Consider the following 23,434-nt stretch of genomic DNA (forward strand, 5'->3'; position numbering starts at 1 on the left):
GCGGGCCGCCTAAAAGGTCGTGACCGGCAGCGACACCGGTGCTTGGGTAGAGGTGGGGTGGCCGAGCAGCACGCTGTCCGGGCCGTGCCGGGCGGCTCGGGCCAACAGCCAGACATTGAGCAGGATCAAGACGCCGAAAAGCATGCTGAAGGCGATCAACGACAACCGCATCTGCCCTTCCGGAATCGGCGAGATCGCGTCGGAGGTTTTCAGCAGCCCGTACACCAGCCAAGGTTGCCTCCCGGTTTCCCGGAAAACCCAGCCAGCGAGCATCGTCAGGAAAGGCACCGGAATCGCCGCGATCAACAGCAAGTGCCATGGCCAGCATCGACGGACTACCGGGGTGGCCAATGCCAGCAGGAAATTCATGCAGGAGAAGAGAAACATCAGCGCGAAGAACACCAGCATCAGCACGCCACCGGTACGCACCCAGCCAGCGTCCGGAACGTAGTCTCCCGGCCCGAACTGCGCCATCATGGCCGCCTGTAGATGGGCGACCTCGTCGGCCACGTCGCCGAAAACCGCCAGCTTCATCGGCTGTTCGCCACCGACCACGGCGAACTGAATGCCACCGGCGATGACCGTCGAAACCAGCGCCGGCACGGTCAAGAACACCCCGATCCGCAGCGACCGCCGGAAAAGTTCCTCCTCGACGGCCCGGCGCATCAGCTGGTACGCGCTCACCCCGGCGACGAAGAAACCGGCGGTGACCAGTGATCCACCGATGATGTGGAAAAACGCCACGATCGAGTTGGGATTTGTCAGTACGGCGGCCGCGTCGGTCAGCCGCAGGACTCCGTCCACCACGTGATAGCCACGCGGATTCTGCAGGAATCCGTTGGACACCAGGATCCAGTACGCAGAGAGGTAGGCGGTGATCGTCACCACCCAGATCACCCCGAGGTGCGCCCACCGGTTCAGCCGTCCCCAGCCGAAAATCCACAGGCCGAGGAAGGTCGACTCGACGAAGAACGCGACCAGCGTCTCCATCGCCAGCGAGGCACCGAAAACATTGCCGGCGAAATGCGTGAGGCCGCTCCAGTTCAGCCCGAACTGGAATTCCATCACCAACCCGGTCAGGATTCCCATGGCGTAGTTGATGACGTAAAGCTGCCCCCAGAACCTGGTCATCCGCTCGTGGACGGCGCTTTCGGTCAGCGTTGCCCGGGTCTGCATACAGGCGACGATCGTGGCCAGGCCCACGGTCAGCGCGACGAAAAGGAAGTGGGCGCCGGCCGTCAACGCGAACTGCAGCCGGGCGAACTCAAGGGTTTCTCCAGTCACCTCACCACGATCGCCCGCGCACACCCCCGCGGTCGTCATGCCGGCGCTGGCACTGCGCGTACCGCACCAGTTGTTACTAGGGGTTTCCCCTTACACCGCCAGTTGCAATACCCCGGGGTTCGGTCCGCGGCGGCACCGGGCACTACTATGCGCAGGCCCGATCAGCCCCGACGGACGGAGCTCGCATGGCCAGCCTGGGCGTGCACTTCATGCTCACCCCAGAACAGGACCGGCTGCTCACCCGCGCCGCCGACGACACCGCCAGAATGGCGGTCGTGAAGACGCTCGGCGGACCCGAGACCCTGGAGACCGACAAGGCCTGGGACGCCATCCACCGCTGTCTCACCGACGGCACCCTCACCATCGACGGCGGCGACGACCCGCTCGCCCACGCGGTGCTGGGCGGCCAGCAGCTGTACGAGTCCGATGACTCCTTCGTCAGCCACATCACCGCCGACCAGGTCGCCGCCACCGCCGCCGCACTTCAGCCACTCAACAAGGACTGGCTGTTGACGCGCTACCGGCGGCTCAGCGCGACCGATTACGACGGTCCGTACGACGACGATGACTTCGTCTACACCTGGGACAACCTCGTCGAGCTGCGGGACTTCTTCGACCGCGCCGCGCGACAGCGCCGGTCAGTGATCTTCACCGTCGATATGTAGCCAGCCGGGCCGCACCATGCCCGACTCGTACGCGAGCACCACGAGCTGCGCCCGATCCCGTACGCCGACCTTGCTCATGATCCGGCTGACGTGCGTCTTCGCGGTGGCCGGGCTGAGCACCAGCTGAGCGGCGATCTCGTCGTTGGACAGGCCGCCGGCGACCAGTGCCATCACCTCTCGCTCACGGGTGGTCAAGCCGTCCAGCCGGAGGCCCGCTGTCGGCCGTGGCCCCCGGCCGGCGAACTCGGCGATCAGCCGGCGGGTGATCGCCGGCGCGATCAGCGCGTCGCCGCGGGCCACCACCCGAACCGCGTGGATCAGCTCGGTCGGCTCGGTGTCCTTGACCAGGAAGCCGCTCGCCCCGGACCGCAGCGCGTCGTAGACGTACTCGTCGAGGTCGAAGGTGGTGAGGATGAGCACCTTGGAGGCACCGTTCTCGGCGGCGATCCGGCGGGTCGCCTCGAGGCCGTCCAACTCCGGCATCCGGATGTCCATAAGGACAACGTCAGGGCGCAGCTCACGGGTCATTCGTACGGCTTCCAGACCGTTGGCGGCCTCCGCGAGCACGGTGATGTCGGGCTCGCCGTCCAGGATCGAGCGGAAGCCGGCGCGTACGAGCGTCTGGTCGTCCGCCAGCACGACGTGGATCACCGGTCGCCGCCGATTGGCAGCCAAGCCGCCACCCGGAACCCGCCGCCGTCGCGGTTCCCGGCGGTCAGCTCGCCACCGATCGCGACCGCCCGCTCGGTCATGCCGCGGATCCCGTTCCCATCGGTGTCCCCCTCAGCCGAGCCGCCGCCGCTGTCGAGAATCTCGACGCTCAGGTGATCGGCCGCGTACCGGATCCTGACACTCGCGCTGTGCGTACCGGCATGCCGGGTCACGTTGGTGAGGGCTTCCTGGACGATCCGGTACGCGGCCAGGTCGATCTCCGCCGGCAGGTCCACTCGCGACCCGCTGACCTCGGTCGACACCGCGACGCCGGCGACCTCGGCGGCCGCCGTCAGGTCGCCCAGCCGGTCCAGGCCGGCCGCCGGCGCGGTCGGCGCGGCCTCGTCCACCTGGCGAAGCACCCCGAGGGTGGCCCGCAACTCGCGCAGTGCTTCCCGGCTGCTGTCCTTGATCGCCACCAGCGCGCCCGACGACTGCGCCGGATCCGCGGGCTGGCGATGCAGGGCGGCGCTGGCCTGCACGTTGATCAGCGAGAGGTGATGCCCGAGCACGTCGTGCAGCTCGCGGGCGATCCGTAGCCGCTCCTCGGTGGCCCGCCGGCGCAGCGCCTCCTCGCGGTTGCGCTCAGCTTCCACAGCCCGCTGGTCGGCTTCACGCTGATACGCCCGCCGGTTGTCCGCTACCGCGCCCAGCGCGACCACCGCGATCAGCCAGCCGACCAGCAGGAACAGCTCGAAGTTGTCGACCTGCCGAGGCTCCCGGGCGACTATCAGGCTGATCTCGCCAGCCACCACCAACAGCAGGCTGACCGCGGCAACCACGATCGCCGCCACCAGCTTCCCAGCGGCCGCCACGGTGTAGAGAGCCACCACGAAGGCGAGCACGATCGGCCCGTCCGGCTCGGTGGCCGGGTAGTAGACCACGCAGACCGCGAGCGTGAAAGCCGCGATCACGACCGGAAAACGCCGGCGGAAATACAATCCCACCGAGGCGGCCACGATCAGCGCCCAGCCGGCCGGCTGCAGCGGCACCGAGACCGGTGGCCACAGGCGTACGGTCCCCGCGACGACGATCAGCCCGACCACCACCGCGACGGCCGCGTCCAGCGTTCGCGCGTGGCTTGCCTCTGCCATGCGCCGAACCATAGTTGAGAGACTCCAGAGGTGAGCACCCTGCACGTTTTCGACATGGACGGCACCCTGCTGGCCGGTACGACCGCGAGCCTGGAAATCGCGCGGGCCTTGGACACCGTTCCGGAGCTGGTCGCGCTGGAGGCCCGGTTCACCGCCGGCGATCTCGACACTCGCGGCTTCGCCCAGGCATTGCATCGGCTTTGGCGGCAGTTGACGCCGGCGGTAGTGGCAGACGCGTACGCGACAAGCCCATGGCTGTCACGCATCGACGACGTATGCGCCGATATCCGCTCCCGCGGCGAACGTTCGATGGTCATCACCATGTCGCCAGACTTTTTCGCGCGGCACCTCCTCAACCGCGGCTTCGACGAGGTGGTGGCGTCCCAGTTCCCAGCGCCGCCTTTCGCCGCGCCGATCGATCCATCGCTCATTCTTACGCCTGCGGACAAAGTCCGTATTGTGGCCGCACAGTCCGACCCGTGTGTCGCCTATGGCGACTCCATGTCGGACGCGCCCCTCTTTCGTCACCTCACCGCGACGGTCGCCGTCAACGCTGACAAACATTTGGACGGGCTCGCTGCTGCGCGCTACCACGGAGATGACCTTTTCGAGGCGTACCAACTCGGTCGTACGCTGATCGACTACTAGCCCTTCCTTCACCGCTCACTATTTCGGTGCTGCAACTCACCCGTCGAAGGTTCGAATCCGATGGCCCCGCTTGAACAGATTCGAGGATGCCAGCGCAATAGGTCTGGAAACGGCCTACGGTTTAATATCCGCGGCCACCGTACGCAATTGGGACGCCGAGTCACCGATAACGGGGTCACCGTGACCGAAGCACGCGATTTCCGTTTCCAATGCGGCAAAACGCTTGAAGCTCTCGATGGTCGCGGCGCGGTCCGTGTTGAAGACGCCGAGCCGCAGGGCCGGCTGGTTCGCCACGGTATCGCCGGTGAACAGCACACCGTGATGGGGAAGGAAAATCCCGATGCTGCCGGCGGTATGGCCGGGACCCCAAAGCACCTCGGCGCCGCCGCCGAAGTCGAGCACGTCGCCGTCCTCCACCTCCCGGTCCACACCCGACGGTGGGCTCGGATCTTGGTTGCCAGTGCCGACAATACGCTCATAGAGGGCACGGTCCTCGTCGGTGAGAACGGGTGGGATGGCTGGCTGTTCGCCGCGTACGACCGGAGCCTCCAGACGGTGCGCCAGCACGGCCGCGCCGTTCCAGGCGGCGACCTCGGCCGCGCCACCGGCATGGTCCGGGTGGTGGTGGGTCAGGACGATCGCGCGTAGTTCCTCCTGGCGCCTGCCCAGCCCGCGGATCGCGTCCGCGATGGCCGGCCCGGAGCCGGCGAAGCCCGCGTCGATCAAAGTCAGCGAATCACTGTCGTGCCAGAGATACGCCTGACCTACCGGAAAACGCAACATCAAGAGAGTCGGAAGAACCTCAACTGTTTCCACCGCACCACCGTAGCGACCGCCACCAGACCTGCACAGCGCTTTCACTCAGAGCATGATCGTCCCGAAACTACCGGGTGCCGAACTCGGCCAGCTGGGCACGCACCCATTCCCGCTCCACTTCGGTCATGTGCCGGCGAAAATCCACCGCCTGTGTCGGCCAGCTGGCCATCTCTTCGACATCGCCGAGCGTACGGCCGCGCAGTTCCGCCAGCTTTTTGTCGAGGCCGTCAAGGGCATCCAGGCGCGCTAGCAGAACCCGTCGGCGTACGTCCGCGTTGACGAGATGAAAAAACGCTACCCTGGTCCAAAATTCATCCGCACGACGTGCCGCGGCCGGCTCGAAGTCGGTCAACAGGGTGTCCAGCCGACGGCGGCCGGCCTCGGTCAGCCGGTAGACCTGGCGGGTTGGCCGGCCCGGCTCGTGGTGTTCCTCGGACCGCACCAACCCGTCAGTGCTGAACCGACGCAGCGCCGGATGGAGGGTGTTGCTGTTGATCTCCACCGAGCCGGCCAGATCGCGGTGAATCCGCTCCTTCAGCTCGTAGCCGTGAGCCGGCCGCTGAGCCAGCTCAGCCAGGATGAGAATCTCCAGATACACCCAGCTATTTTAACCTAGTGTCCTGGGTTCGAAGTTCGTTGCTTTATTCGGTGATCCAGATGGTGGCCTGAGTGCGCCGGAGGATCGTCCTCATACTGGTGGTATGTGGGCGGTTCTCCGGTGCTCTCAGACGCCGTCTGGGCGCCGGAGAAAGTAATGAACTTCGGGCGCAGGACACTAGTCCGGGGCCTTGACACGCTGGCCGAGACCACCGTCGACCGGGAGTTTCGCGCCGGTGGTGAAGGTCGCGTCGAAGGCCAGGAACAGCGCTGCCGCCGCGACCTCGTCCGGTCGCCCGTGCCGCTTCATCGGCGTGACCTGGTCGCCTATCACCGAAAACTCGGCGCGGAGCTGGTCGGAGGCGTCCACCCCCATCGTCGGGGTGTCGACAAATCCCGGACTGACCGCGTTCACCCGGACTCCCTGAGGCAGCAGTTCGGACGCGAAACCCTGCGCGAATGACCACAGCGCCGCCTTCGAGCCCGCGTACGCCATCATGCCCGGCGAACCGCCGGCGTCGGCGATCGAGCTGGTGAACACGATCGAGCCGCCGGACCGTACCGCCGGCGCCAGCCGCTGGACGGCGAAGAAGGCACCTTTGGCGTTGACGTTGAAATGTCGGTCATACATCTCTTCGGTGACCTGCTCGTACGGTGCCAGCCGCGCATACCCGTGGTTCACAAACAATGCGTCGACCCCGCCAAGTCGGTGCATCACCTCGCCCCGCAACTCGTCGAGGTCAGCGAGATTCGCCGCATCCACCCGTACGACGTGGACGCTCGGCCCCAGCCGTTCGGCGACCGCGGCCAGATTCTTCTCGTTCCGGCCGGTTAACAGCACCTCGGCGCCGCCGGACAGCAGGCCGTCCACGATCGCCGCCCCGATGCCGTGCGTGCCGCCGATCACGACAGCCTTCTTACCTTCGTACTTGCCCATGGAAAACTAGCCCCTGTCTACTGTGGACGGTGTGCGCAGGAGCTCGACAATGCTGGCCCCGTCCTGGTCGCCATGACCGTCGGCTACCCGCTGTTTCATCAGCTCGTATATCGGCCGCAGCAGATCGTCTCGGACGCCTTGTTCCCTGCTGGCGTCGAAGAAGTTGGGAAAGGCCTGCACCTGCATGCTGAGCTTGGACGACACGCCGGTACCGAAGTCGCCCGAGTCGATCCGCTCGGCGAACCGTGGCAACGCGCCCAACATGGCCCGCAGCCAGGGAACCAACAGGGCCAGGAAATCCGTTGCCGGCACTTTCTCGCTACCCGCCAGAGCAAAGGCGTTCAAGGCACCGCCGTGCAAGCCGTACATCGCGCTCAGCAAGGAAAGATCGTACAACGCCGCTAGTCCCGGGTCGGTGCCGACGAAGGTCCCCGTGCCCAGCAACCCCAAAACGTGCTCATACGATTCGTACGCCTGCGTCGATCCGCTGTACAGCACCATCGCCTCAGGCCGGCCAATCATCGGCGGGATAGCCATAATGCCGCCGTCGACATATCTTGCGCCGCGTGCGGTCACCGCGGCATCAAGCTCTCTCGCCTGCCGGGGCGTGCCGTTGGTGAGGTTCACGATCGTACGGCCGGAAATGTCGACCGCGCCAAAGATCTCCTGCACCGCCGAATAATCCAGCACACAGACCACAACCAGGTCGCTCGCGGTCACCGCGTCGGCAACACTCGCGGCCTCCACCACGCCGGCCAGGTCGCCGGCCTTACCCGCGGTCCGGTTCCACCCTGTCGTACGATGGCCGGCTCGCGCGAACGCACGCGCCAGCGCGACCCCCATCTGCCCAAGGCCGAGCACAGTCACATTTTCTTTTCGCACACAAACCTCATTGTTCGAGAAATCCCGGTCGGTCTTTCCCATCGTCCGCGCAGGCTTTACTCTGATCAAGTACTGACAATTTTGTGGGGTACTTACCAAGAAGTAAGTGGGGTCGTTGTGGTGAAGAGCAAGCTGCCGTACGTCTGCGGGATCGACGCCGCCATCGACGTGGTCGGCGGCAAGTGGAAAGTGCTCATTCTCTGGGCGTTGGACCACGGAACCACCCGCCGGTTCGCTGACCTGCGGCGGGAGCTGCCGGGCGTCAGCGAGAAGGTGCTGATCCAGCAGCTGCGTGAGCTGGCGGCCGATGAGGTCGTGCACCGCGAGGTGTTCCACGAGGTGCCGCCACACGTCGAGTACTCGCTGACCGAGTTCGGCGACTCCCTTAACGAGGCACTGCGGCCCCTCGGGGCCTGGGGGCGCCGGCACATCAAGACCATCGAAGCCAACCGCCGTCCAGCCGAGTTCGATATCGCGACCGGCTAACCAGCTCGGTGTGCGGCCTACCCCGAACCCCGGGAGAATGTGCGTGAAGACACCGAGGGGACACAGTGCCAGCAACAGACGCCGTCGTGGTCGGCTCCGGGCCGAACGGGCTGACCGCTGCGATAACGCTCGCCCAGGCTGGCCTCGCGGTGGAGCTTTTCGAGGCCAGTGAAGGGATCGGCGGCGGCGCCCGTACGGACGAGCTGACACTTCCCGGCTTCGCGCACGATCCCTGTTCAGCGGTGCACCCGCTCGGCATCGGATCACCGGCGTTCAGGGCCCTCCCGCTCGCGGAGCACGGACTGCGCTGGCTCCAGCCCGACCTCGCGCTCGCCCATCCGGTGCCGGGTCGGCCGGCGGTCGTCCTGGACCGCGGTTTCCAGGCCACCGTCGCCTCGCTGGGCCGGGACGGTCATCGATATCGACGACTGCTGCAGCCCTTCGCGGATCGCTGGGACGCCCTCGCCGCGGCCTTCCTGCGCGCCCCGCTGGATGGTTTTCCGCCCCATCCCGCGCTGCTCGCGGCTTTCGGGGTTCCTGGCGGGTTGCCGATCTCCGCTTTGGCTGCTTTCTTCAAGGAAAGCGGCACCAGGGCGATGCTGAGTGGGTTGGCCGCGCACGTGATCGCACCGCTCAGCACGCCGGCCACCGGCGGGGTCGCGATGGTCTTCGCGGCGGCCGCGCACGCCAACGGCTGGCCGGTCCCGGCCGGCGGATCCCAGTCGATCACCGACGCACTGGCTGGCTACTTTCGTTTGCTGGGCGGGAAAATCCATACCGGTACGCTGGTGCGGTCGATCGACGAGCTGCCGCCGGCTCGCGCCTACGTCCTGGATGTGTCACCGCGTGACCTGGTCACCATCGGTGGTCACCGGCTGGGCCGCAAATACGCCGCCCGGCTGGGGCGCTACTCGTACGGGCCGGCCGCCTTCAAAATCGACTACGCCCTGTCCGAACCCGTCCCGTGGCTGGATCCGGACTGCCGCCGGGCCGGCACCGTCCACATTGGACCGTCGGTGCCGGAGATCGGCAACGCGCTCAAAGCCGTCCAGCACGGCAGGCCGCCGAACCCACCTTTCCTGATCACTTCCCAGCCGACCGTGGTCGACCCGTCCCGGGCGCCGGAGGGCAAGAGTGTTTTCTGGGCGTACGGGCATGTTCCGGCCGGCTGGCCCGGCGACCTGACGACCCTGATGGAAAAGCAGATCGAGCGGTTCGCGCCGGGATTTCGCGACCTTGTCCTCGCCCGATCGGTCCGCGGCCCGGCCGCGCTGGAGGCGGCGAACCGGAATTACCTCGGCGGTGACATCGCATGTGGCGCTTTTCGGGGCACCCAGCTGCTTTTCCGGCCGATTCCGGTGCCGGTTCCCTACGCTACCCCCGATCCGCGGATTTTCCTTTGTTCGGCGGCTACCCCACCCGGCCCAGGCGTCCATGGAATGTGCGGTTGGCACGCGGCGCGGACCGCGCTCCGGCGCGTTTTTGGCGTCAGCGGGGCTGGGATGACGCGGGCCAGGATGACCGAGGCAATCGGCGGCTGATCGGTGTTCCCGGACTGGTTTTTCGCGCCGGACTACGCTCTCGCGCGGCTGGTGGTCTCCCATCTGGTAGCGGTGATCTACACGCTCGCTTTCGCCAGCGCCCTCCGGCAGTTCAGAGGTCTGCTCGGCGAACGTGGCCTCACTCCGATCCCGCGCTTTCTGGCCAGCCGTACCTTCCGCCAGGCGCCCAGCATCTTCCATTTCCACTATTGCGACCGGTTCTTCGCGGGCGTCTGCTGGAGCGGCTTGACGATCTCGGTCGCCTTGGTTGTTGGCGCCGGCGACGTGTTGCCTTTGCCGGCCACGATGGCGGCTTGGCTGGTGTTGTGGCTCATTTACGTGTCCATCGTGAATGTCGGGCAGATCTGGTATGGCTTCGGATGGGAGTCGCTGCTGTGTGAGGTCGGCTTTCTCGCTGTTTTCCTCGCACCCTCATCGCTCACGCCGGCCGCGCCGGTCCTGTGGCTGCTCTGGTGGCTGCTTTTCCGGCTCGAGTTCGGCGCCGGGCTGATCAAGATGCGTGGCGACCGATGCTGGAAGAACCTCACCTGTCTTTACTACCACCACGAAACCCAGCCCATGCCCGGTCCGCTCAGCTGGTATTTCCACCACCTACCGCGGCCGATGCACCGGGTCGAAGCCGCCGCCAACCACGTCACCCAACTTCTCGTTCCGTTCCTGCTTTTCGCTCCACAGCCGGCGAAAAACGTGGCCGCGGCGATCATCGCGGGGACGCAGCTATGGTTGATGGTGAGCGGAAACTTCGCCTGGCTCAACGCACTCACCATCGTGCTCGCGTTTGGTGCGATGGATGACGGGCTGCTGCGTCACGCCCTGCCGATTCCCTTGCCCAGCGCCCTTCCGCCGCTGTGGTACGACATCGCCGTCGCACTGCTTTTCGTTGCCATGGCGGCGCTGAGCTACTTCCCCGTACGGAACATGATCGGCCCACGCCAGGTGATGAACCGCAGCTTCAACCGGCTGCACCTGGTCAACACGTACGGTGCCTTCGGCAGCGTGACCCGGCTCCGGCACGAAATCGTGTGGGAAGGCACTCGTGACCATCGCCTGACACCGGAAACGGTGTGGCACCCGTACGAGTTCCGCGGCAAGCCCGGCGATCCCGGTCGCCGGCCGCGGCAATACGCGCCCTATCACCTCCGGTTGGACTGGCTGATGTGGTTTGTCGCGCTTTCACCCCGCTACGGCACATCCTGGTTGCCGAACTTTGTGGACAAACTGCTGAAGAACGATCCAACGCTCGATCGGCTGCTGCGACGCAACCCGTTCCCGGACGACCCGCCGGTCTTCGTTCGGGCCCGGATGTTCCGTTATCGATTCACCACCCCTGCCGAACGTCGCGACACCGGGCTCTGGTGGCACCGCGAACTCGTCGGCGACTTTCGCCAACCGGTCCGGCTCCGCCGTCCGGCGCGGACTCGGTGATTTACGCTATCCAGCGCAGCTTTTTACCTACACTGAACCCTTCCCGCACCTACTCGCCGAAAAATCGGACAGAAATAACGTGACCTGACGTATCGTGCCACGTTCTCCTGTTCGGAAGGTCTTCCGCTCTCGACAACGGGGAAACAGACAATGCGACAGGTAACGTTCGTGGTCGGCACCGGCCGGGCCGGATCGACCGCGCTGACCAGCGTTCTCCAGGCACATCCCGATGTCCTCAGCCTCAGCGAGTTGTGGTTTTCGATCGGACCGCGCGGATTCCGGCCAGGCCCGCTGGACGGCCAGCGTTTTTGGCGACTGCTGGCCAAACCGCGGCCGGGCCTGGACGCGGCGATCCGCAGCGGCGCGCAGGCACCGGAGATTCTCTATCCGCGCCGGCCCGGCCGGTTCACCGCGCAGAGCGGCATTCCGGCGATCAGCCTGGTGCCGCTGCCGGCCCTGTCAGACGACCCGGACGGCCTGTACGACGAACTCGCCGCCGAGGTGCCGACCTGGCCCGAACGCAGCACCACAGCCCACTGGCTGGCCCTTTTCGGCTGGTTCTGCGAGCGTTTCGACCGCTCCGCGGTGGTCGAGCGGTCGGGCTACTCCCTGCGGCTGGTGCCCGCGCTGCGCGACACCTTCCCAGACGCCAGGTTCGTGCATTTGTTTCGGAACGGCCCGGACTGCGCGCTGTCGATGAAGGACCATCCGGGCTTTCGGATGATCGTGCTGCTGTTGGAAATGTGCGAGCGCGTCGGCGTACGAACGATCGAGGACCTGACGCCCGCACACGCGGCGCAACTGCCGCCAGATCTGGCACCGCTGCTCAGCGACACCTATGACCGGTCGCTGATTTTCGACCGCTCGCTGCCGGTGGACCGGTTTGGCGCGCTCTGGTCGGACATCATCATTCGCGGATTAGCTGACCTGGCAGCGATCCCGGCCGCTCAACGGACCGACCTGCGGTACGAGACGCTGCTTGCCGACCCAGCCGCCGAGCTGACCCGACTGGCCGATTTCGTGGACGTACCAGCACATCCCGAATGGCTCGAAAAGGCGGCCGTCTTGCTGGACCCGACCCGTAGCGGCACCGCCGGCAAGCTGCCCGCGGCCGTACGCGCCGAGCTCGTCGCCGCCTGCGAACCAGGAATGCAGGCGCTCGGACTGTCCTAAGCCGAGCGCCGGCGGGCCGCGAAAACCACGACGATGATCGCGGCCAACACGACAACCGCGGCAGCCGGGAAGGTCGCGGCCGGCGTCGACGCGGTCGCGATCACACCGCCACCGAGACCGGCACAGGTGACGCCGATGTCCAGGAAAGACGACAGGGCCCCCAATGCCGCACCCCGCTCAGCCTCCGGCGCGGTCTTGATCGTGATGAGTGCCAGCACCGGCTGGAAAAGCGTGAAACCGGCGCCGGCCAGCACCGCGCCAACAGCGCCCATCCAGAAGGCCGGCGCGAATCCCATCAGCGCCAGCCCGACCGCCTCCGCGATCGACGATCCCGCGATGAGCCGTACGGGTGCGACCTTGTCCGGAACCCGGCTGGTCAGCAGCCGAGTGACCAGATAGCCAACGCTGAACAGGCCAAGCGCCAGCGAACCACTACCGAACCCATGCGATTTGAACGCCAACACGCCAAAACTGGTCACCGTGCCATAGCCGAACGCCCCGGCCGCCAGCGCGAGCCCGGGCAACACGACACTGCGCGGCAGCAGGCTCCGCGAGGTGCTGGCGCCCTGACCGGCGACCTTTTTCAACCACAGCACGACCATCACCGCCAGCAACGGCAGACCGGCCGCCACCGTCCAGGCCAGCGGGTACGAACCGACCCTGAACAACAAATCACCGACGATCGGACCGGCGATCAAGCCGCTCCACGGCCCCAGGCCGTAGAGCCCGACCCACTGCCCCCGCCGATCGGTCGGCGCCATCGCGACAATCCACACCGCGCCACCCACGAACAGCAGCGCGCTGCCCGCGCCCATCATGATCCGGCCGACCAGAATGCCGGGAATGCCCAGCGGAAGCACGTAAAACACGGTGCTGGCGGCGGCCAGCCCGCAGCCCAGCAGCATCGCCGGGCGAGTGCCGACCCGCTGGGCGAACTGGCCCGCGTACGGCCGGACCACCAACGCGGTGATCGCGTTGAGAGCGAAGGTCAGACCCACCTCGAAGGAGGACCCGTGCAGCCGTCCGGTGATCAGCACCGGCAGCACCGGCACGGTGATCCCGAACGCGGTGAAAGCCGCGAACAGCGCGACGACCGCTTTGGGCAGTTCTCGGGACCAGGGCTGCGATCCCTGATCGGCATCGGACCACCCGACGGTGGATTTGTCCGCAACCAAGGCATTCCTCTCGCCGCCCTTACGCCCCCGCCAACCCAGACGCGCCACCAAGGCCGATGTCACACAGACCAATCGTGGCGAAATCCTAATGGCAGGGGCGTCCCGAGGCAGCGACTCCGCGAACATTCACGGCGGCCTGCACGGCCGGCAGCTTGCGCATCGCGGCGATCACCTCCAGCCGGGAAGAGCTGATCCCGGGTAGCGCCCGCGGCGACGCCGGCACTCGCCGCAACAACGTGTCCATCCGGACCCGCCGCCGGAACCGGCTCCGCGCCACGTTTAGCGCTACGGTCCGCAGCCAGGCCTCGGGGTTGTCCGCGTCCAGCACCTTGGCGGGCCGCGCCACCGCCCGTACGAACGCCTCCTGTATGGCGTCTTGTGCCTCCGGAAGGTCGCCGGTCAGCGCGTAAGCGGGCACCACCAGGCGTTGGTACGTGCCGCGATACAGAGCTCGTCGAGTCGACGACGTATGTCCCCCGTACCGGTCATCTCACCCGCTCTCCAGTCACTGTCAACCGCTGTCGCGTGTCCCATCCAGGCTCCTCGTCATCGGTCACTATCACGAGGAAAGACCCAGGCCAGGTCACAAACGGTTTCAGCGACTTTCTCAGACGCTGTCGATGGCCCGCAGGATGCGCTTCTCGGAGACTGGGTACGCGGTGCGCAGCGACTGCGCGAAGAGGCTGACCCGCAGTTCTTCGATCATCCAGCGGACCTCGGCGAGGGCGGCGGGCACCGGTGCGCCGGCCGGCAACCGGTCCAGCCGCCGCTGGTATTCCTCCTGGACGTACGCGATCGTGCCGGTGTTGATGGTGTCCCGCGGCACGTCCCGGCGAAGCCTTTCGATCCGCTGGGAAATGCCGGTCAAATAGCGCGGGAGATCCGCCAGCCGATGCCAGCCACTCGCGGTCACGAAACCGCGGAAAACCAGTGCGTCCAGCTGCCGGCGAATATCGGCGACAGCCGGTTGTACGGCCGTCGCACGCAGGTCGGCGATCTCACCTTCCACCTGCTGGGTCGCGGCCAACACGGCTTCCACCGCTCGTACGACCGCCAACGTCGTCTCCGGCAGAGCTGCCCGCACGGATGTGAGCAGGGCTTGGAAACCCTCGCCTTCCCAGACCGGTCCGCCGGCGTCGGCGATGAGTTTGTCCGCCGCGCAGGAAACGCAGTCCTGCAACATGTCGGCGACATCGCAGTGCGGGTTCTTGCTGAGAGTGAGCTTGCTGCGGTTGGTGAGCCGACCATTCACGTACGCGACGGGAGACGGCGAATTCAGCAGCACCAGCCGCCGGGTCCCCTCCGCCATCGCCCGCTGCTGCTCGGCTTCGGTGTCATAGAGCCGAACGGCCACGCTGTCCCGCTCGTCGGTCAGCGCCGGGAATGCCTTGACCACATGTCCGCCGCGCCGCCGCTCGTAGACCTTCGGCACAGCTTCGAAAGTCCGCAGACCGGCGCGCTCAGGACTGTCGGTGCCCCCCGACATCTCCTCGCGCATGCGTTTACGCAGGCGTTCCTTCAGAACGTTCAGGTCTTTGCCCTCTGCGACCGTACGTTTGCGGTCCACCACCCGAAAAGTGACCCGCAGGTGATCAGGCACCTTGCTCAGGTCCCACGCGTCGACCGGCACCCGGATCCCGGTCAGCCGGGCCAGCTCGTCTTCCACCGCGGCCACCAACTCGCCGTCGGACGGATCGATCGCCGCCACCACGGCGGCCGCGACATCCGGCGCAGGGACGAAATTGCGGCGCCAGACCTTGGGCAGCGACCGGATCAGCGCTGCCACCACATCCTTGCGGAGCCCCGGCACCTGCCAGTCGAATCCTTGCGCGCCAACCTGGTTCAGCACCGCGAGCGGAATGTGTACGGTCACGCCGTCCGCGTCCGCGCCCGGCTCGAACTGGTACGACAAATGCAAAGCCAGCTCGCCGTGCCGCCAGGTGTCCGGATAGTCCTGCGCACTGACCAGCTTCGCCGGGTCGTTGATCAGCATAGACTTCTCGAAGTTCAGCAGATCCGGCTCGTCCCGCCGGACTTTCTTCCACCAGCTGTCAAAGTGCCGGCCGGACACCACCTCCGGCCCGATCCTGCGGTCGTAGAAGTCGAAAAGCGCCTCGTCGTCGACCAGGATGTCCCGGCGCCGGGCCCGGTTTTCCAGATCCTCGACCTCGGCCAGCAGCTTGCGGTTCTCGTGGAAGAACTTGTGATGCGTCTCCCATTCGCCGTCCACCAGCGCGTACCGGATGAACAGTTCGCGGCTCAGCTCCGGTTCGATCCGGCCGTAGTTGACCCGCCGCCGCGGCACCACCGGCAGCCCGTAGAGGGTGACTTTTTCGTACGCCATCACCGCGCCGGCCTCGGCGTCCCAGTGCGGTTCGCTGTACGTACGGGAAATCAGGTGTTCGGCGAGCGGTTCCACCCAGTCCGGGTTGACGGCAGCGACCGTACGCGCCCACAGTCGGCTGGTTTCGACCAGCTCCGCGGCCATCACCCAGCGGGGCTGCTTCTTGAAAAGTCCAGAGCCGGGGAAGATCGAGAAATGCGCGTTACGCGGGCCCGCGTAGTCGTTCTTTTCCGGATCCTTCAGGCCAATCTGCGACAGCAACCCGGACAGCAGGCTGATATGCACCTTGTCCGGATCGGCGTTCGCCACGTTCGGCGAGATGCCGACGCCCCGCGAAATCTGTCGGAGCTGGCCGTAAAGATCCTGCCACTCGCGTACGCGCAAATAGTTCAGGAAGTCCGTACGACAGAGTTTGCGGAACTGGTTGCCGGACAGTTCCTTCTGCTGCTCGGTCAGATACGCCCAGAGGTTCAGATAGGCCAGGAAGTCCGAGTGCGGCTCGGCGAAGCGGCGATGTTTCTCGGTTGCGGCTTCCTGCTTGTCGATTGGACGTTCGCGTGGGTCCTGAATGGACAGTGCCGACACGATGATCGTGACTTCTCTTACGCAGCCGTTTTTGTCGGCTTCCAGGATCATCCGGCCGAGCCGCGGATCCACCGGCAGCTGCGAAAGCTTCCGCCCCACCTGGGTGAGTCCGGAGCCGTCGAGTGCGCCGAGTTCCTCAAGGAGCTGCACACCGGCGGCGATGTTGCGCTTGTCCGGCGGATCAAGGAAACCGAAGGCCGCGATGTCGCCGAGGTCGAGCGCGGTCATCTGCAGGATCACCGACGCGAGGTTGGTACGCAGGATCTCAGGGTCGGTGAATTCTGGCCGCGAGTCGAAGTCGTCCTCGGTGTAGAGCCGGATGCAGATGCCATCGGACGTACGACCGCAACGCCCCTTGCGCTGGTTCGCCGAGGCCTGCGAAACCCGTTCGATCGGCAGCCGCTGCACCTTCAACCTGGTGCTGTAGCGGGAAATCCGGGCCTGACCGGGGTCGATCACGTACTTGATGCCCGGCACCGTCAGCGAAGTCTCCGCGACGTTGGTGGCCAGCACGATCCGGCGGCCGGTGTGGCGGTGGAAAACTCGATGCTGCTCGGCGGCGGACAGCCGCGCGTACAGCGGCAGCACCTCGGTATTGCGCAGGCTCAGCCGGTTGAGATAGTCGGCCGCGTCCCGGATTTCGCGCTCACCGCTCAGGAACACCAGAATGTCGCCTGGTCCCTCGGCGGACAGCTCGGCGACCGCATCGCTGATCGCCTGCAACTGGTCACGGTCCTCGTCCGGATCGGGGTCATCCGGGTCGACGACCGGACGGTAGCGGACCTCCACCGGATACGTACGCCCCGAGACCTCGACGATCGGAGCGTCGTTGAAATGCCGGGAAAACCGCTCCGGATCGATGGTCGCGGAGGTGATGATGACCTTCAGGTCCGGCCGCCGTGGCAGCAACTGCTTCAGGTAGCCGAGGATGAAGTCGACATTGAGGCTGCGTTCGTGCGCCTCGTCGATGATCAGCGTGTCATATTGCCGAAGCATCCGGTCCGAGCCGATCTCGGCGAGCAGGATGCCGTCGGTCATCAGCTTGACCAGACTGTCCTCGCCGACCTGGTCGGTGAACCGGACCTTGTAGCCGACGGTCGCGCCCATCGTCGTACCGAGCTCCTCGGCGACCCGTTCGGCGACCGTACGGGCGGCGATCCGACGGGGCTGCGTGTGCCCGATCGTGCCGCGGATCCCCCGTCCGAGCTCCAAGCAGATCTTCGGCAGCTGGGTCGTCTTTCCCGAGCCGGTCTCGCCGGCCACGATCACGACCTGGTGATCCCGGATCGCGGCGGCGATCTCGTCGCGACGCTGGCTGACCGGCAACGCGTCCGGGTAGACCAGCTTGGGCACCGCCGCCCGCCGCCGCGCGACTCTCGCCTCGGCCTTGTCGATTTCGCTGGTCAGCTGGGTCGCGGCCTGCTGCTGGCGGGTTGGGTCCCGGAGCTTGCGGGCGCCCTCGAGACGGCGACGGAGCCGGCGTTCATCGCGGGCCATCAACTCGGGGAGGCGTTGCGAGAGGCCGGCGAACGGGGTCGTCGCTGGGGTCGTAGGCATAGCGCGACCAAGGATAGGCGTACGACTGTCCCGAACGCTCGCCAATATCGTCAGGCGTTCGCTGTGAGCGGACACCCTGCGGGTGGGAATGCGAATCCGGCCTGTCAGTGTTACCGATAGTCGACTGTCAATTGGTTGAGAGCTCGCGACCCGTACCCGTTCTCCGAGAGGACCTAGCAGTGCCCGATTTCGACGCTGACCAGATGAACGCCATCAACAAGCAGGTGATCGACGATTTCCGTGCCAACAACGGGACGATTACGACGCCTCCGTTCACCGGCACTCCGATCGTCCTGTTGCACCATGTGGGTGCCAAGTCCGGTACCAAGCGGATCACTCCACTGGTCTACCACCAGGACGGCGACCAGTTGTTCATCATCGCGTCCAAGGGCGGCACGCCGGAGAACCCGGCCTGGTACTACAACCTGCTGGCCAACCCGGACACCACCATCGAGGTCGGCCCGGACACCATCGAGGTGACCATCGAGGCACTGACCGAAGGCGACGAGCGCGCCCGGCTCTACAAGATCGCTGCCGACAAGATGCCGAACTTCGCCGAATACCAGACCAAGACCGACCGACTCATCCCGGTCGTCGTGCTGCGCCGCAAGTAGCCTGCTCCCCGCTCGAAAGGATTCCTCAGATGCCCGACACCGAAACCTCCGCGGCGGAAATGGCAGCGCATCGTGCCAACAACACGGTGCCGACCGATGCCGAGATGGCCGCGTTCAACAAGATGATCATCGATGACTTCCGCGCGAACAACGGCAAGGTCACCGTGGACCCGTTCAAGGGCGCGCCGCTCGTGCTGGTGCACCACGTCGGCGCGAAGTCCGGCAAGGAACGGATCGCCCCGCTCGCGTACGACATCGACGGTGACAACGTCATCATCATCGCGTCCAAGGGCGGTACGCCGGAGAATCCGGCCTGGTTCCACAACCTGGTCGCGAACCCGGACACCAAAATCGAGCTTGGCCCGGACGTCATCGAGGTGACCGCGGAACCGCTGACCGAGGGCGAAGAGCGGGCGCGTCTCTACCAGCAGATGGCTGACAAGATGCCGAATTTCCACGAATACCAGAAGAACACCGACCGGCTCATCCCGGTCGTCGTGCTACACCGTAAGTAGGTAGTTCACACCAGCAGGCAACGAGACGGCTCGGCCGTTTCGTTGCCTGCTGGGAATGTCCCTACTCCGGAGCCCCCCGAGCGCCCCGGATGGAGGCGACCCGGCGGTGCGGGCCTCGCCGTCGAGGCGTGTCCCGCACCCGGCCGGTGAGAGCAGCAGCCCCCCGTTCGGTGGCTTTGTAGCTCCTGATCTCGGTCGCGTCGGCTAGCCTGCCGGGCCAATGCCAGCCGTAGCATTGGGGGAATCCCCCCATGCTGACCAGATGCGGTCTCGATTCGGTCTCAGCCGCGCCCGATGTACGGCATCGCCGTCGCCATCACGGTGATGAACTGCACGTTCACTCCCAGTGGCAGGTCCGCCATATATCGCACTGCGCTGCCGACATGTTCGACGTCGAAAACCGGTTCAGCGACGATCTGCCCATTCGCCTGCGGCACCCCAGCGGCCATCCTGCTGCCCATGTCGGTGGCCGCGTTGCCGATGTCGATCTGCCCGCAGGCGATCTGATACGGCCGGCCGTCCAACGAGATCGACTTCGTCAGCCCGGAGATGGCGTGTTTGGTGGCCGTGTACGCCACGCTGGCCGGCCGCGGCACATACGCCGAGATGGATCCGTTGTTGATGATCCGACCGCCCTGCGGGTCCTGATCGCGCATGATCCGGAACGCCTCGCGAGCGCACAGGAACGAGCCAGTCAGGTTGACCGCGACGATCGCATTCCAGTCCTGCACCGAGAGGTCGCCGACAGTGCCCGCCAAACCGGCGCCCGCGTTGTTGACGAGTAGGTCGACCCGACCGAATGTGTCAGTGGTGGCTTGGAAAAGAGCCCGCACCGAGTCCGGGTCGGTCACGTCCGTACGCACCGGCAAGGCCCGCTCGGAGCCCGCCGCGACCGCACGCAACAGCTCCTCGCGGCGGCCTGCCAACACCACTCGATAGCCGTCCGCCAGCAACGCGGTCGCGGCCGCCCGGCCGATCCCGGAGCCCGCGCCGGTCACCACCGCGACCCTGCTTTCGTCCGTCACTCGCTCTCCTCATCCAGCGTGACCTGGCCGGTCACCGCGTCCGGGGCGCCGGCGGCGCCGGCGGTCAGCTCACCGCCCGAGCCACCGCTGACCGTGACCAACTGGTGGTCGAACAGCGGCCGACAGGCCCGCCAGCGGAAATCCCTGACCGTACGATCCGGAGCCTCTCGCCGCGGCAACTCCAGCAGCAACAACGCCAACAGCGGGCCGTGCACGACCAACCCCGGATGGCCCTCGACCTGGGTCGCGTACGGCTGGTCGTAGTGGATCCGATGGGCGTTGTGGGTGAGCGCGCTGAACCGGAAAAGCAGCACCGGATCGGGCCGGACGCGCAGCTGCCAGGGGCCGCGTTCGGCGGGTTCGGTCATCTCCGGCGGGGCTGTCGGCCCGCTGCGCAGGTCGTCGGCATCTCGGTAGACGAGGTCCTGTTCCTCGAGCACCCGCAGCTGCCCGCCGACCAGGAATTCGTGCCTGACGGTCACCAGCAACAACCAGCCGGTGCTGCCGTGGCGTACTCGTACGGAGCCGAGGCTCGATCGGCGTTGGACCTGGTCGCCGCACCGCAGCGGCTGATGGACAGTGAGTCGGCCGCCGCCAAACATCCGCCGCCGGTGCGGCAGCGGCGGAGTGAAGGACGCGTTCGCCGGATGGCCGTCCTGCCCAAGTGTGGCCTGCGGATGGATCGTGTCGAAGAAGAACCAGTGCCACAACGGCGGCAGCGGGTCGCCGGCCGTACGGACCGGGGCCGGCTGGTCCAGCAACGCCGCGAAAGTCTCCGGCGGCTTCACGGTGATCACGTCCTCGGAGGTCTCCGGGTGCGGCCGCCAGTTCGCCTCGATGGCCGCGAACGCCTCCGGCGGCTCGCTCACGTGGCGGCCCGTACCAACGCGCGGCCAATCACCAGTCGCTGGATTTCGCTGGTGCCCTCGTAAATCCGGAACAGCCGGGCGTCCCGGTAGAAGCGCTCGACCGCGGTGCCGCGCATGTAACCCATGCCGCCATGCACCTGGACGCCGTGGTCGGCCACCCGACCGACCATCTCACTGCAGAACAGCTTCGCGGCCGCTGGGCCGGTCGAGGTGTCGGCACCGCTGTCGTAGTCGTCGGCGGCCTCGACCACCAGCGCGCGGCCGGCCCTGACGTCCGTGTACGAGTCCGCCAACAGGGCCTGGACCAGCTGGTACGTGCCGATGGCCTGGCCACCCTGTTTGGTGACGGCCGCGTGCCGTACCGACTCGTCCAGGATCCGCTGCGCCATCCCGACACAGACCGCCGCGATGTGCAGCCGGCCGCGAGCCAGCACCGACAGCGCCGCCTGGTAGCCACGGTTCGGCTCGGCGCCGATCAACCGGGCGGCGTCGACGCGTACGTCATCGAAGCTCACATCGGAGGTCCAGGCGCCGGCCTGTCCCATTTTGTGGTCCTTTGGGCCGACCGTCACGCCGTCGCTCTTCGCGTCCACGATCAACGCCGAGATGCCGCGACCGCCTTGCGCTTCCGCGTCCGTACGCGCGAAAACGACGAAATAGTCGGCCAGCGGCGCGTTGGTGATGAACCGCTTGCCGCCGTTGATCACGTACGTGTCGCCGTCCCGTTTCGCGGTGGTTCGCAAGCCCGCCGGGTCGGAGCCGGCTTCGGGCTCGGTGAGCGCGAAAGACGCGATCGTCTCGCCCGCCGCGAGGGACGGCAGAAACTCCTGTTTCTGCGCTTCCGTACCGAACTTCACGATCATCTGGCCGGCGATCGAGTTGTTCGTGCCGAACATCGACCGGAACGCCGGCGTCGTGTAGCCGAGCTCGAAGCCCAGGCGTACGTCCTCGGCCATCGTCAGCCCGAGGCCGCCGTACCGCTCCGGCAGCGCGAACCCGAACAACCCCATCTGCGCGGCCAGCGCTCGCAAGTCGTCGGGAATCCGGTCGGTGTCCTCGATTTCCTGCTCAGCCGGGACCACCCGCTCCCGTACCAGCTCACGGACGGTGGACAGCACCTGCTGAAAAGAGGCCGCATCCATGCCGTCGACACTACGTGCCGCCCTCGCCCCCAGCAGCCCGGCTCTCCCGCCGGGCCACCGGAAACCCGTCGCTTACTCGGCTGTCCCGTTCTTCCCGGCCATGGCCTCAAGCACCTTGTCCAGTTTCTTCCCGTGCTCGGCCTGGCTGGCGACGAACTGCATCTGATTGCTGGCAAGTTGCGCTTGGCTGTTGAGGAGCTGCGTTTGACTACCCGACAACTGGTCGAGCCGATGCGCGAACTCATCGAGCCGATGCGCCTGACGCCGCTGGATCACGGCGAGCTCGCTGTTACTCGCACTGAGATCGTCGTACGTTCCGGTGAGCTCGTTGATCCGGTTGTTCTCCCTCATCTGGGTGACTTGCATTCTCGTTTGCGACTGGCTCAACGCCTCAAGCGTGGCTCCCTGTTTTTCCTGAGTCTTCTCGATCTTCTCGAGCAGGCCATAGATCGCGTGCACGTCGTTGTCAAGCCGGTTGATTTTGAGTTGAACATCTGCGGTCGTTGTCTCCATGGCTGGGGACTGTAACGGACCCACCAGACCTCACGGAACCTGGAAATTTGGTCTGTTGACTGGCATTTCCTGTGGACCTGTCGACGTAAGTCTGCCGGCCAGTCCTTATGGACATCGGGCCTGGGAAATCCCAGGAAAGAAAAAAAACCCCGCCCACCGGAGGTTGTCCGGTGGGCGGGGTCAACCAGGCCTGGGCGGTGCCTGGAAGCTGTTCGGCGATCAGGTGCCGGTGATGCTGTTGTAGCGATACGGCACGAAAGTGCCGTAGCCAGAGAAGTACGGGTAGGTGATCGTGCGGTGGTGGATGCCGCTGCCGGACAGTTCGTAACCGACGTACGAGCTATGGGCGGTGTTCGCCCACTTCTCGAAGATCGCCACGTGGCCGGCGTTGCCGGCGGCCTTGTTCAGCAGGATGTCGCCGCGTTTGAGGTCAGCCTTGGCGATCTTGGTGGAGATGCCAGGGAAGCGGGTGGTGTCGATGCCCGGTTTGGCCAGCCCCCAGGTGTAGGAGACATAGCCCGAGCAGTCGGTGCGGTAACCGTCGTGGGTGGCGCCCTGGTTGTATACGACGCCGTCGTTGACCCAGTTCTGGGCCCGGGCGATCACGGTCGCTCGGGACACCGAGGCCGATGCGGGTGGTGCCATCGACGCGACCAGTCCAGCCGAGACGACCAGCGCGACTGTCGCCACGGCCAGCCTGGCCACCGCCCGTCTGGTGATCCTCATCCTCATCCAGCTCCCTCCGTGCAGGTAGGGTGGCGACGGCCGGATGCCAGTCGCCAGCTATCTCCTCCGCCAGACACCGGATTTTCGCC

23 protein-coding genes are annotated in these 23,434 nt (G+C 66.2%); 8 read left to right on the forward strand and 15 right to left on the reverse strand.

Going from position 1 to position 23,434, the window contains the following annotated elements; all coding sequences use genetic code 11:
• Positions 1-9: 9 nt before the first annotated feature.
• Positions 10-1,284 carry a cytochrome ubiquinol oxidase subunit I gene (locus ABD301_RS25365; protein WP_344312996.1) on the reverse strand — a complete coding sequence of 425 codons (1,275 nt, stop codon included), beginning with the start codon at positions 1,282-1,284 and terminating at the stop codon, positions 10-12.
• A 185-nt stretch (positions 1,285-1,469) separates the two neighbouring features.
• Here ABD301_RS25365 and ABD301_RS25370 point away from each other — a divergent pair, with 185 nt between their 5' ends.
• Positions 1,470-1,949, forward strand: coding sequence for a DUF1877 family protein (locus ABD301_RS25370; protein ID WP_344312997.1), 480 nt, complete (start codon positions 1,470-1,472; stop codon positions 1,947-1,949).
• Here the strand turns inward: ABD301_RS25370 and ABD301_RS25375 are convergent.
• Together ABD301_RS25375 and ABD301_RS25380 are read right to left on the reverse strand one after the other, a co-directional pair.
• The gene (locus ABD301_RS25375; RefSeq protein ID WP_344312998.1) at positions 1,923-2,624 is read right to left on the reverse strand and encodes a response regulator; all 702 of its coding nucleotides are present in this window, start codon (positions 2,622-2,624) and stop codon (positions 1,923-1,925) included. The genes ABD301_RS25370 and ABD301_RS25375 overlap by 27 nt on opposite strands.
• On the reverse strand, positions 2,597-3,754 hold the full coding sequence (locus ABD301_RS25380) for a sensor histidine kinase (RefSeq protein WP_344312999.1): 1,158 nt from the start codon (positions 3,752-3,754) through the stop codon (positions 2,597-2,599). Before ABD301_RS25380 ends, ABD301_RS25375 begins: the two co-directional genes overlap by 28 nt.
• Positions 3,755-3,784: 30 nt before the next feature.
• Here ABD301_RS25380 and ABD301_RS25385 point away from each other — a divergent pair, with 30 nt between their 5' ends.
• Positions 3,785-4,402: an HAD family hydrolase gene (locus ABD301_RS25385; RefSeq protein WP_344313000.1), complete on the forward strand. Its 618-nt coding sequence runs from the start codon at positions 3,785-3,787 to the stop codon at positions 4,400-4,402.
• 114 nt (positions 4,403-4,516) lie between these two features.
• Here ABD301_RS25385 and ABD301_RS25390 read toward each other — a convergent pair whose 3' ends face one another.
• From ABD301_RS25390 to ABD301_RS25405, 4 genes are all read right to left on the reverse strand, one after another.
• Positions 4,517-5,218, reverse strand: a complete 702-nt coding sequence (locus ABD301_RS25390; RefSeq protein WP_344313001.1) for an MBL fold metallo-hydrolase — start codon at positions 5,216-5,218, stop codon at positions 4,517-4,519.
• 67 nt (positions 5,219-5,285) lie between these two features.
• Positions 5,286-5,816, reverse strand: coding sequence for a PadR family transcriptional regulator (locus tag ABD301_RS25395; RefSeq protein ID WP_344313002.1), 531 nt, complete (start codon positions 5,814-5,816; stop codon positions 5,286-5,288).
• 177 nt (positions 5,817-5,993) lie between these two features.
• Positions 5,994-6,752, reverse strand: a complete 759-nt coding sequence (locus tag ABD301_RS25400; RefSeq protein WP_163566866.1) for an SDR family NAD(P)-dependent oxidoreductase — start codon at positions 6,750-6,752, stop codon at positions 5,994-5,996.
• 6 nt (positions 6,753-6,758) lie between these two features.
• The gene (locus ABD301_RS25405; RefSeq protein WP_344313003.1) at positions 6,759-7,676 is read right to left on the reverse strand and encodes an NAD(P)-dependent oxidoreductase; all 918 of its coding nucleotides are present in this window, start codon (positions 7,674-7,676) and stop codon (positions 6,759-6,761) included.
• 75 nt (positions 7,677-7,751) lie between these two features.
• On the opposite strand from ABD301_RS25405, the gene ABD301_RS25410 reads away from it, so the two are divergent.
• The 4 genes from ABD301_RS25410 (at position 7,752) to ABD301_RS25425 (ending at position 12,280) form a co-directional block, all read left to right on the forward strand.
• Entirely contained in the window at positions 7,752-8,120 is a 369-nt protein-coding gene (locus tag ABD301_RS25410; RefSeq protein WP_163566864.1) for a winged helix-turn-helix transcriptional regulator, read from the forward strand.
• A 65-nt stretch (positions 8,121-8,185) separates the two neighbouring features.
• The gene (locus ABD301_RS25415; protein ID WP_344313004.1) at positions 8,186-9,661 is read left to right on the forward strand and encodes a phytoene desaturase family protein; all 1,476 of its coding nucleotides are present in this window, start codon (positions 8,186-8,188) and stop codon (positions 9,659-9,661) included.
• A gap of 3 nt (positions 9,662-9,664) precedes the next feature.
• Positions 9,665-11,107 carry a lipase maturation factor family protein gene (locus ABD301_RS25420; protein WP_163566862.1) on the forward strand — a complete coding sequence of 481 codons (1,443 nt, stop codon included), beginning with the start codon at positions 9,665-9,667 and terminating at the stop codon, positions 11,105-11,107.
• Positions 11,108-11,257: 150 nt separating this feature from the next.
• Positions 11,258-12,280 carry a sulfotransferase family protein gene (locus tag ABD301_RS25425; protein WP_344313005.1) on the forward strand — a complete coding sequence of 341 codons (1,023 nt, stop codon included), beginning with the start codon at positions 11,258-11,260 and terminating at the stop codon, positions 12,278-12,280.
• Here ABD301_RS25425 and ABD301_RS25430 read toward each other — a convergent pair.
• From ABD301_RS25430 to hrpA, 3 genes are all read right to left on the reverse strand, one after another.
• Positions 12,277-13,455 (reverse strand): MFS transporter, encoded by a 1,179-nt coding sequence (locus tag ABD301_RS25430; protein WP_344313006.1) that lies wholly within the window; start codon positions 13,453-13,455, stop codon positions 12,277-12,279. The two genes, ABD301_RS25425 and ABD301_RS25430, sit on opposite strands and share 4 nt — an antisense overlap.
• A gap of 85 nt (positions 13,456-13,540) precedes the next feature.
• A complete protein-coding gene (locus tag ABD301_RS25435; RefSeq protein WP_279579190.1) occupies positions 13,541-13,903 on the reverse strand; it encodes a sigma factor in 363 nt (120 codons plus the stop codon).
• Between the two features lie 159 nt (positions 13,904-14,062).
• Positions 14,063-17,941: an ATP-dependent RNA helicase HrpA gene (gene hrpA, locus ABD301_RS25440; protein WP_344313007.1), complete on the reverse strand. Its 3,879-nt coding sequence runs from the start codon at positions 17,939-17,941 to the stop codon at positions 14,063-14,065.
• Positions 17,942-18,120: 179 nt separating this feature from the next.
• On the opposite strand from hrpA, the gene ABD301_RS25445 reads away from it, so the two are divergent.
• Together ABD301_RS25445 and ABD301_RS25450 are read left to right on the forward strand one after the other, a co-directional pair.
• Complete coding sequence (locus ABD301_RS25445) at positions 18,121-18,555, forward strand: nitroreductase family deazaflavin-dependent oxidoreductase (protein ID WP_344313008.1); 435 nt, start codon at positions 18,121-18,123, stop codon at positions 18,553-18,555.
• Between the two features lie 29 nt (positions 18,556-18,584).
• Positions 18,585-19,070 (forward strand): nitroreductase family deazaflavin-dependent oxidoreductase, encoded by a 486-nt coding sequence (locus ABD301_RS25450; RefSeq protein ID WP_344313009.1) that lies wholly within the window; start codon positions 18,585-18,587, stop codon positions 19,068-19,070.
• A 281-nt stretch (positions 19,071-19,351) separates the two neighbouring features.
• Here ABD301_RS25450 and ABD301_RS25455 read toward each other — a convergent pair whose 3' ends face one another.
• From ABD301_RS25455 to ABD301_RS25475, 5 genes are all read right to left on the reverse strand, one after another.
• A complete protein-coding gene (locus ABD301_RS25455; protein ID WP_344313011.1) occupies positions 19,352-20,095 on the reverse strand; it encodes an SDR family oxidoreductase in 744 nt (247 codons plus the stop codon).
• On the reverse strand, positions 20,092-20,964 hold the full coding sequence (locus ABD301_RS25460) for an HTD2 family dehydratase (RefSeq protein WP_344313013.1): 873 nt from the start codon (positions 20,962-20,964) through the stop codon (positions 20,092-20,094). The genes ABD301_RS25455 and ABD301_RS25460 overlap by 4 nt, the downstream gene beginning before the upstream one ends.
• The gene (locus ABD301_RS25465; RefSeq protein WP_344313014.1) at positions 20,961-22,106 is read right to left on the reverse strand and encodes an acyl-CoA dehydrogenase family protein; all 1,146 of its coding nucleotides are present in this window, start codon (positions 22,104-22,106) and stop codon (positions 20,961-20,963) included. The genes ABD301_RS25460 and ABD301_RS25465 overlap by 4 nt, the downstream gene beginning before the upstream one ends.
• 72 nt (positions 22,107-22,178) lie before the next feature.
• Positions 22,179-22,619: a hypothetical protein gene (locus tag ABD301_RS25470; RefSeq protein ID WP_344313015.1), complete on the reverse strand. Its 441-nt coding sequence runs from the start codon at positions 22,617-22,619 to the stop codon at positions 22,179-22,181.
• Between the two features lie 219 nt (positions 22,620-22,838).
• Positions 22,839-23,345: an NlpC/P60 family protein gene (locus ABD301_RS25475; protein ID WP_344313016.1), complete on the reverse strand. Its 507-nt coding sequence runs from the start codon at positions 23,343-23,345 to the stop codon at positions 22,839-22,841.
• Positions 23,346-23,434: the final 89 nt, after the last annotated feature.

It is taken from the genome of Fodinicola feengrottensis (assembly GCF_039530045.1).
Taxonomy (GTDB): Bacteria; Actinomycetota; Actinomycetes; order Mycobacteriales; family HKI-0501; genus Fodinicola; species Fodinicola feengrottensis.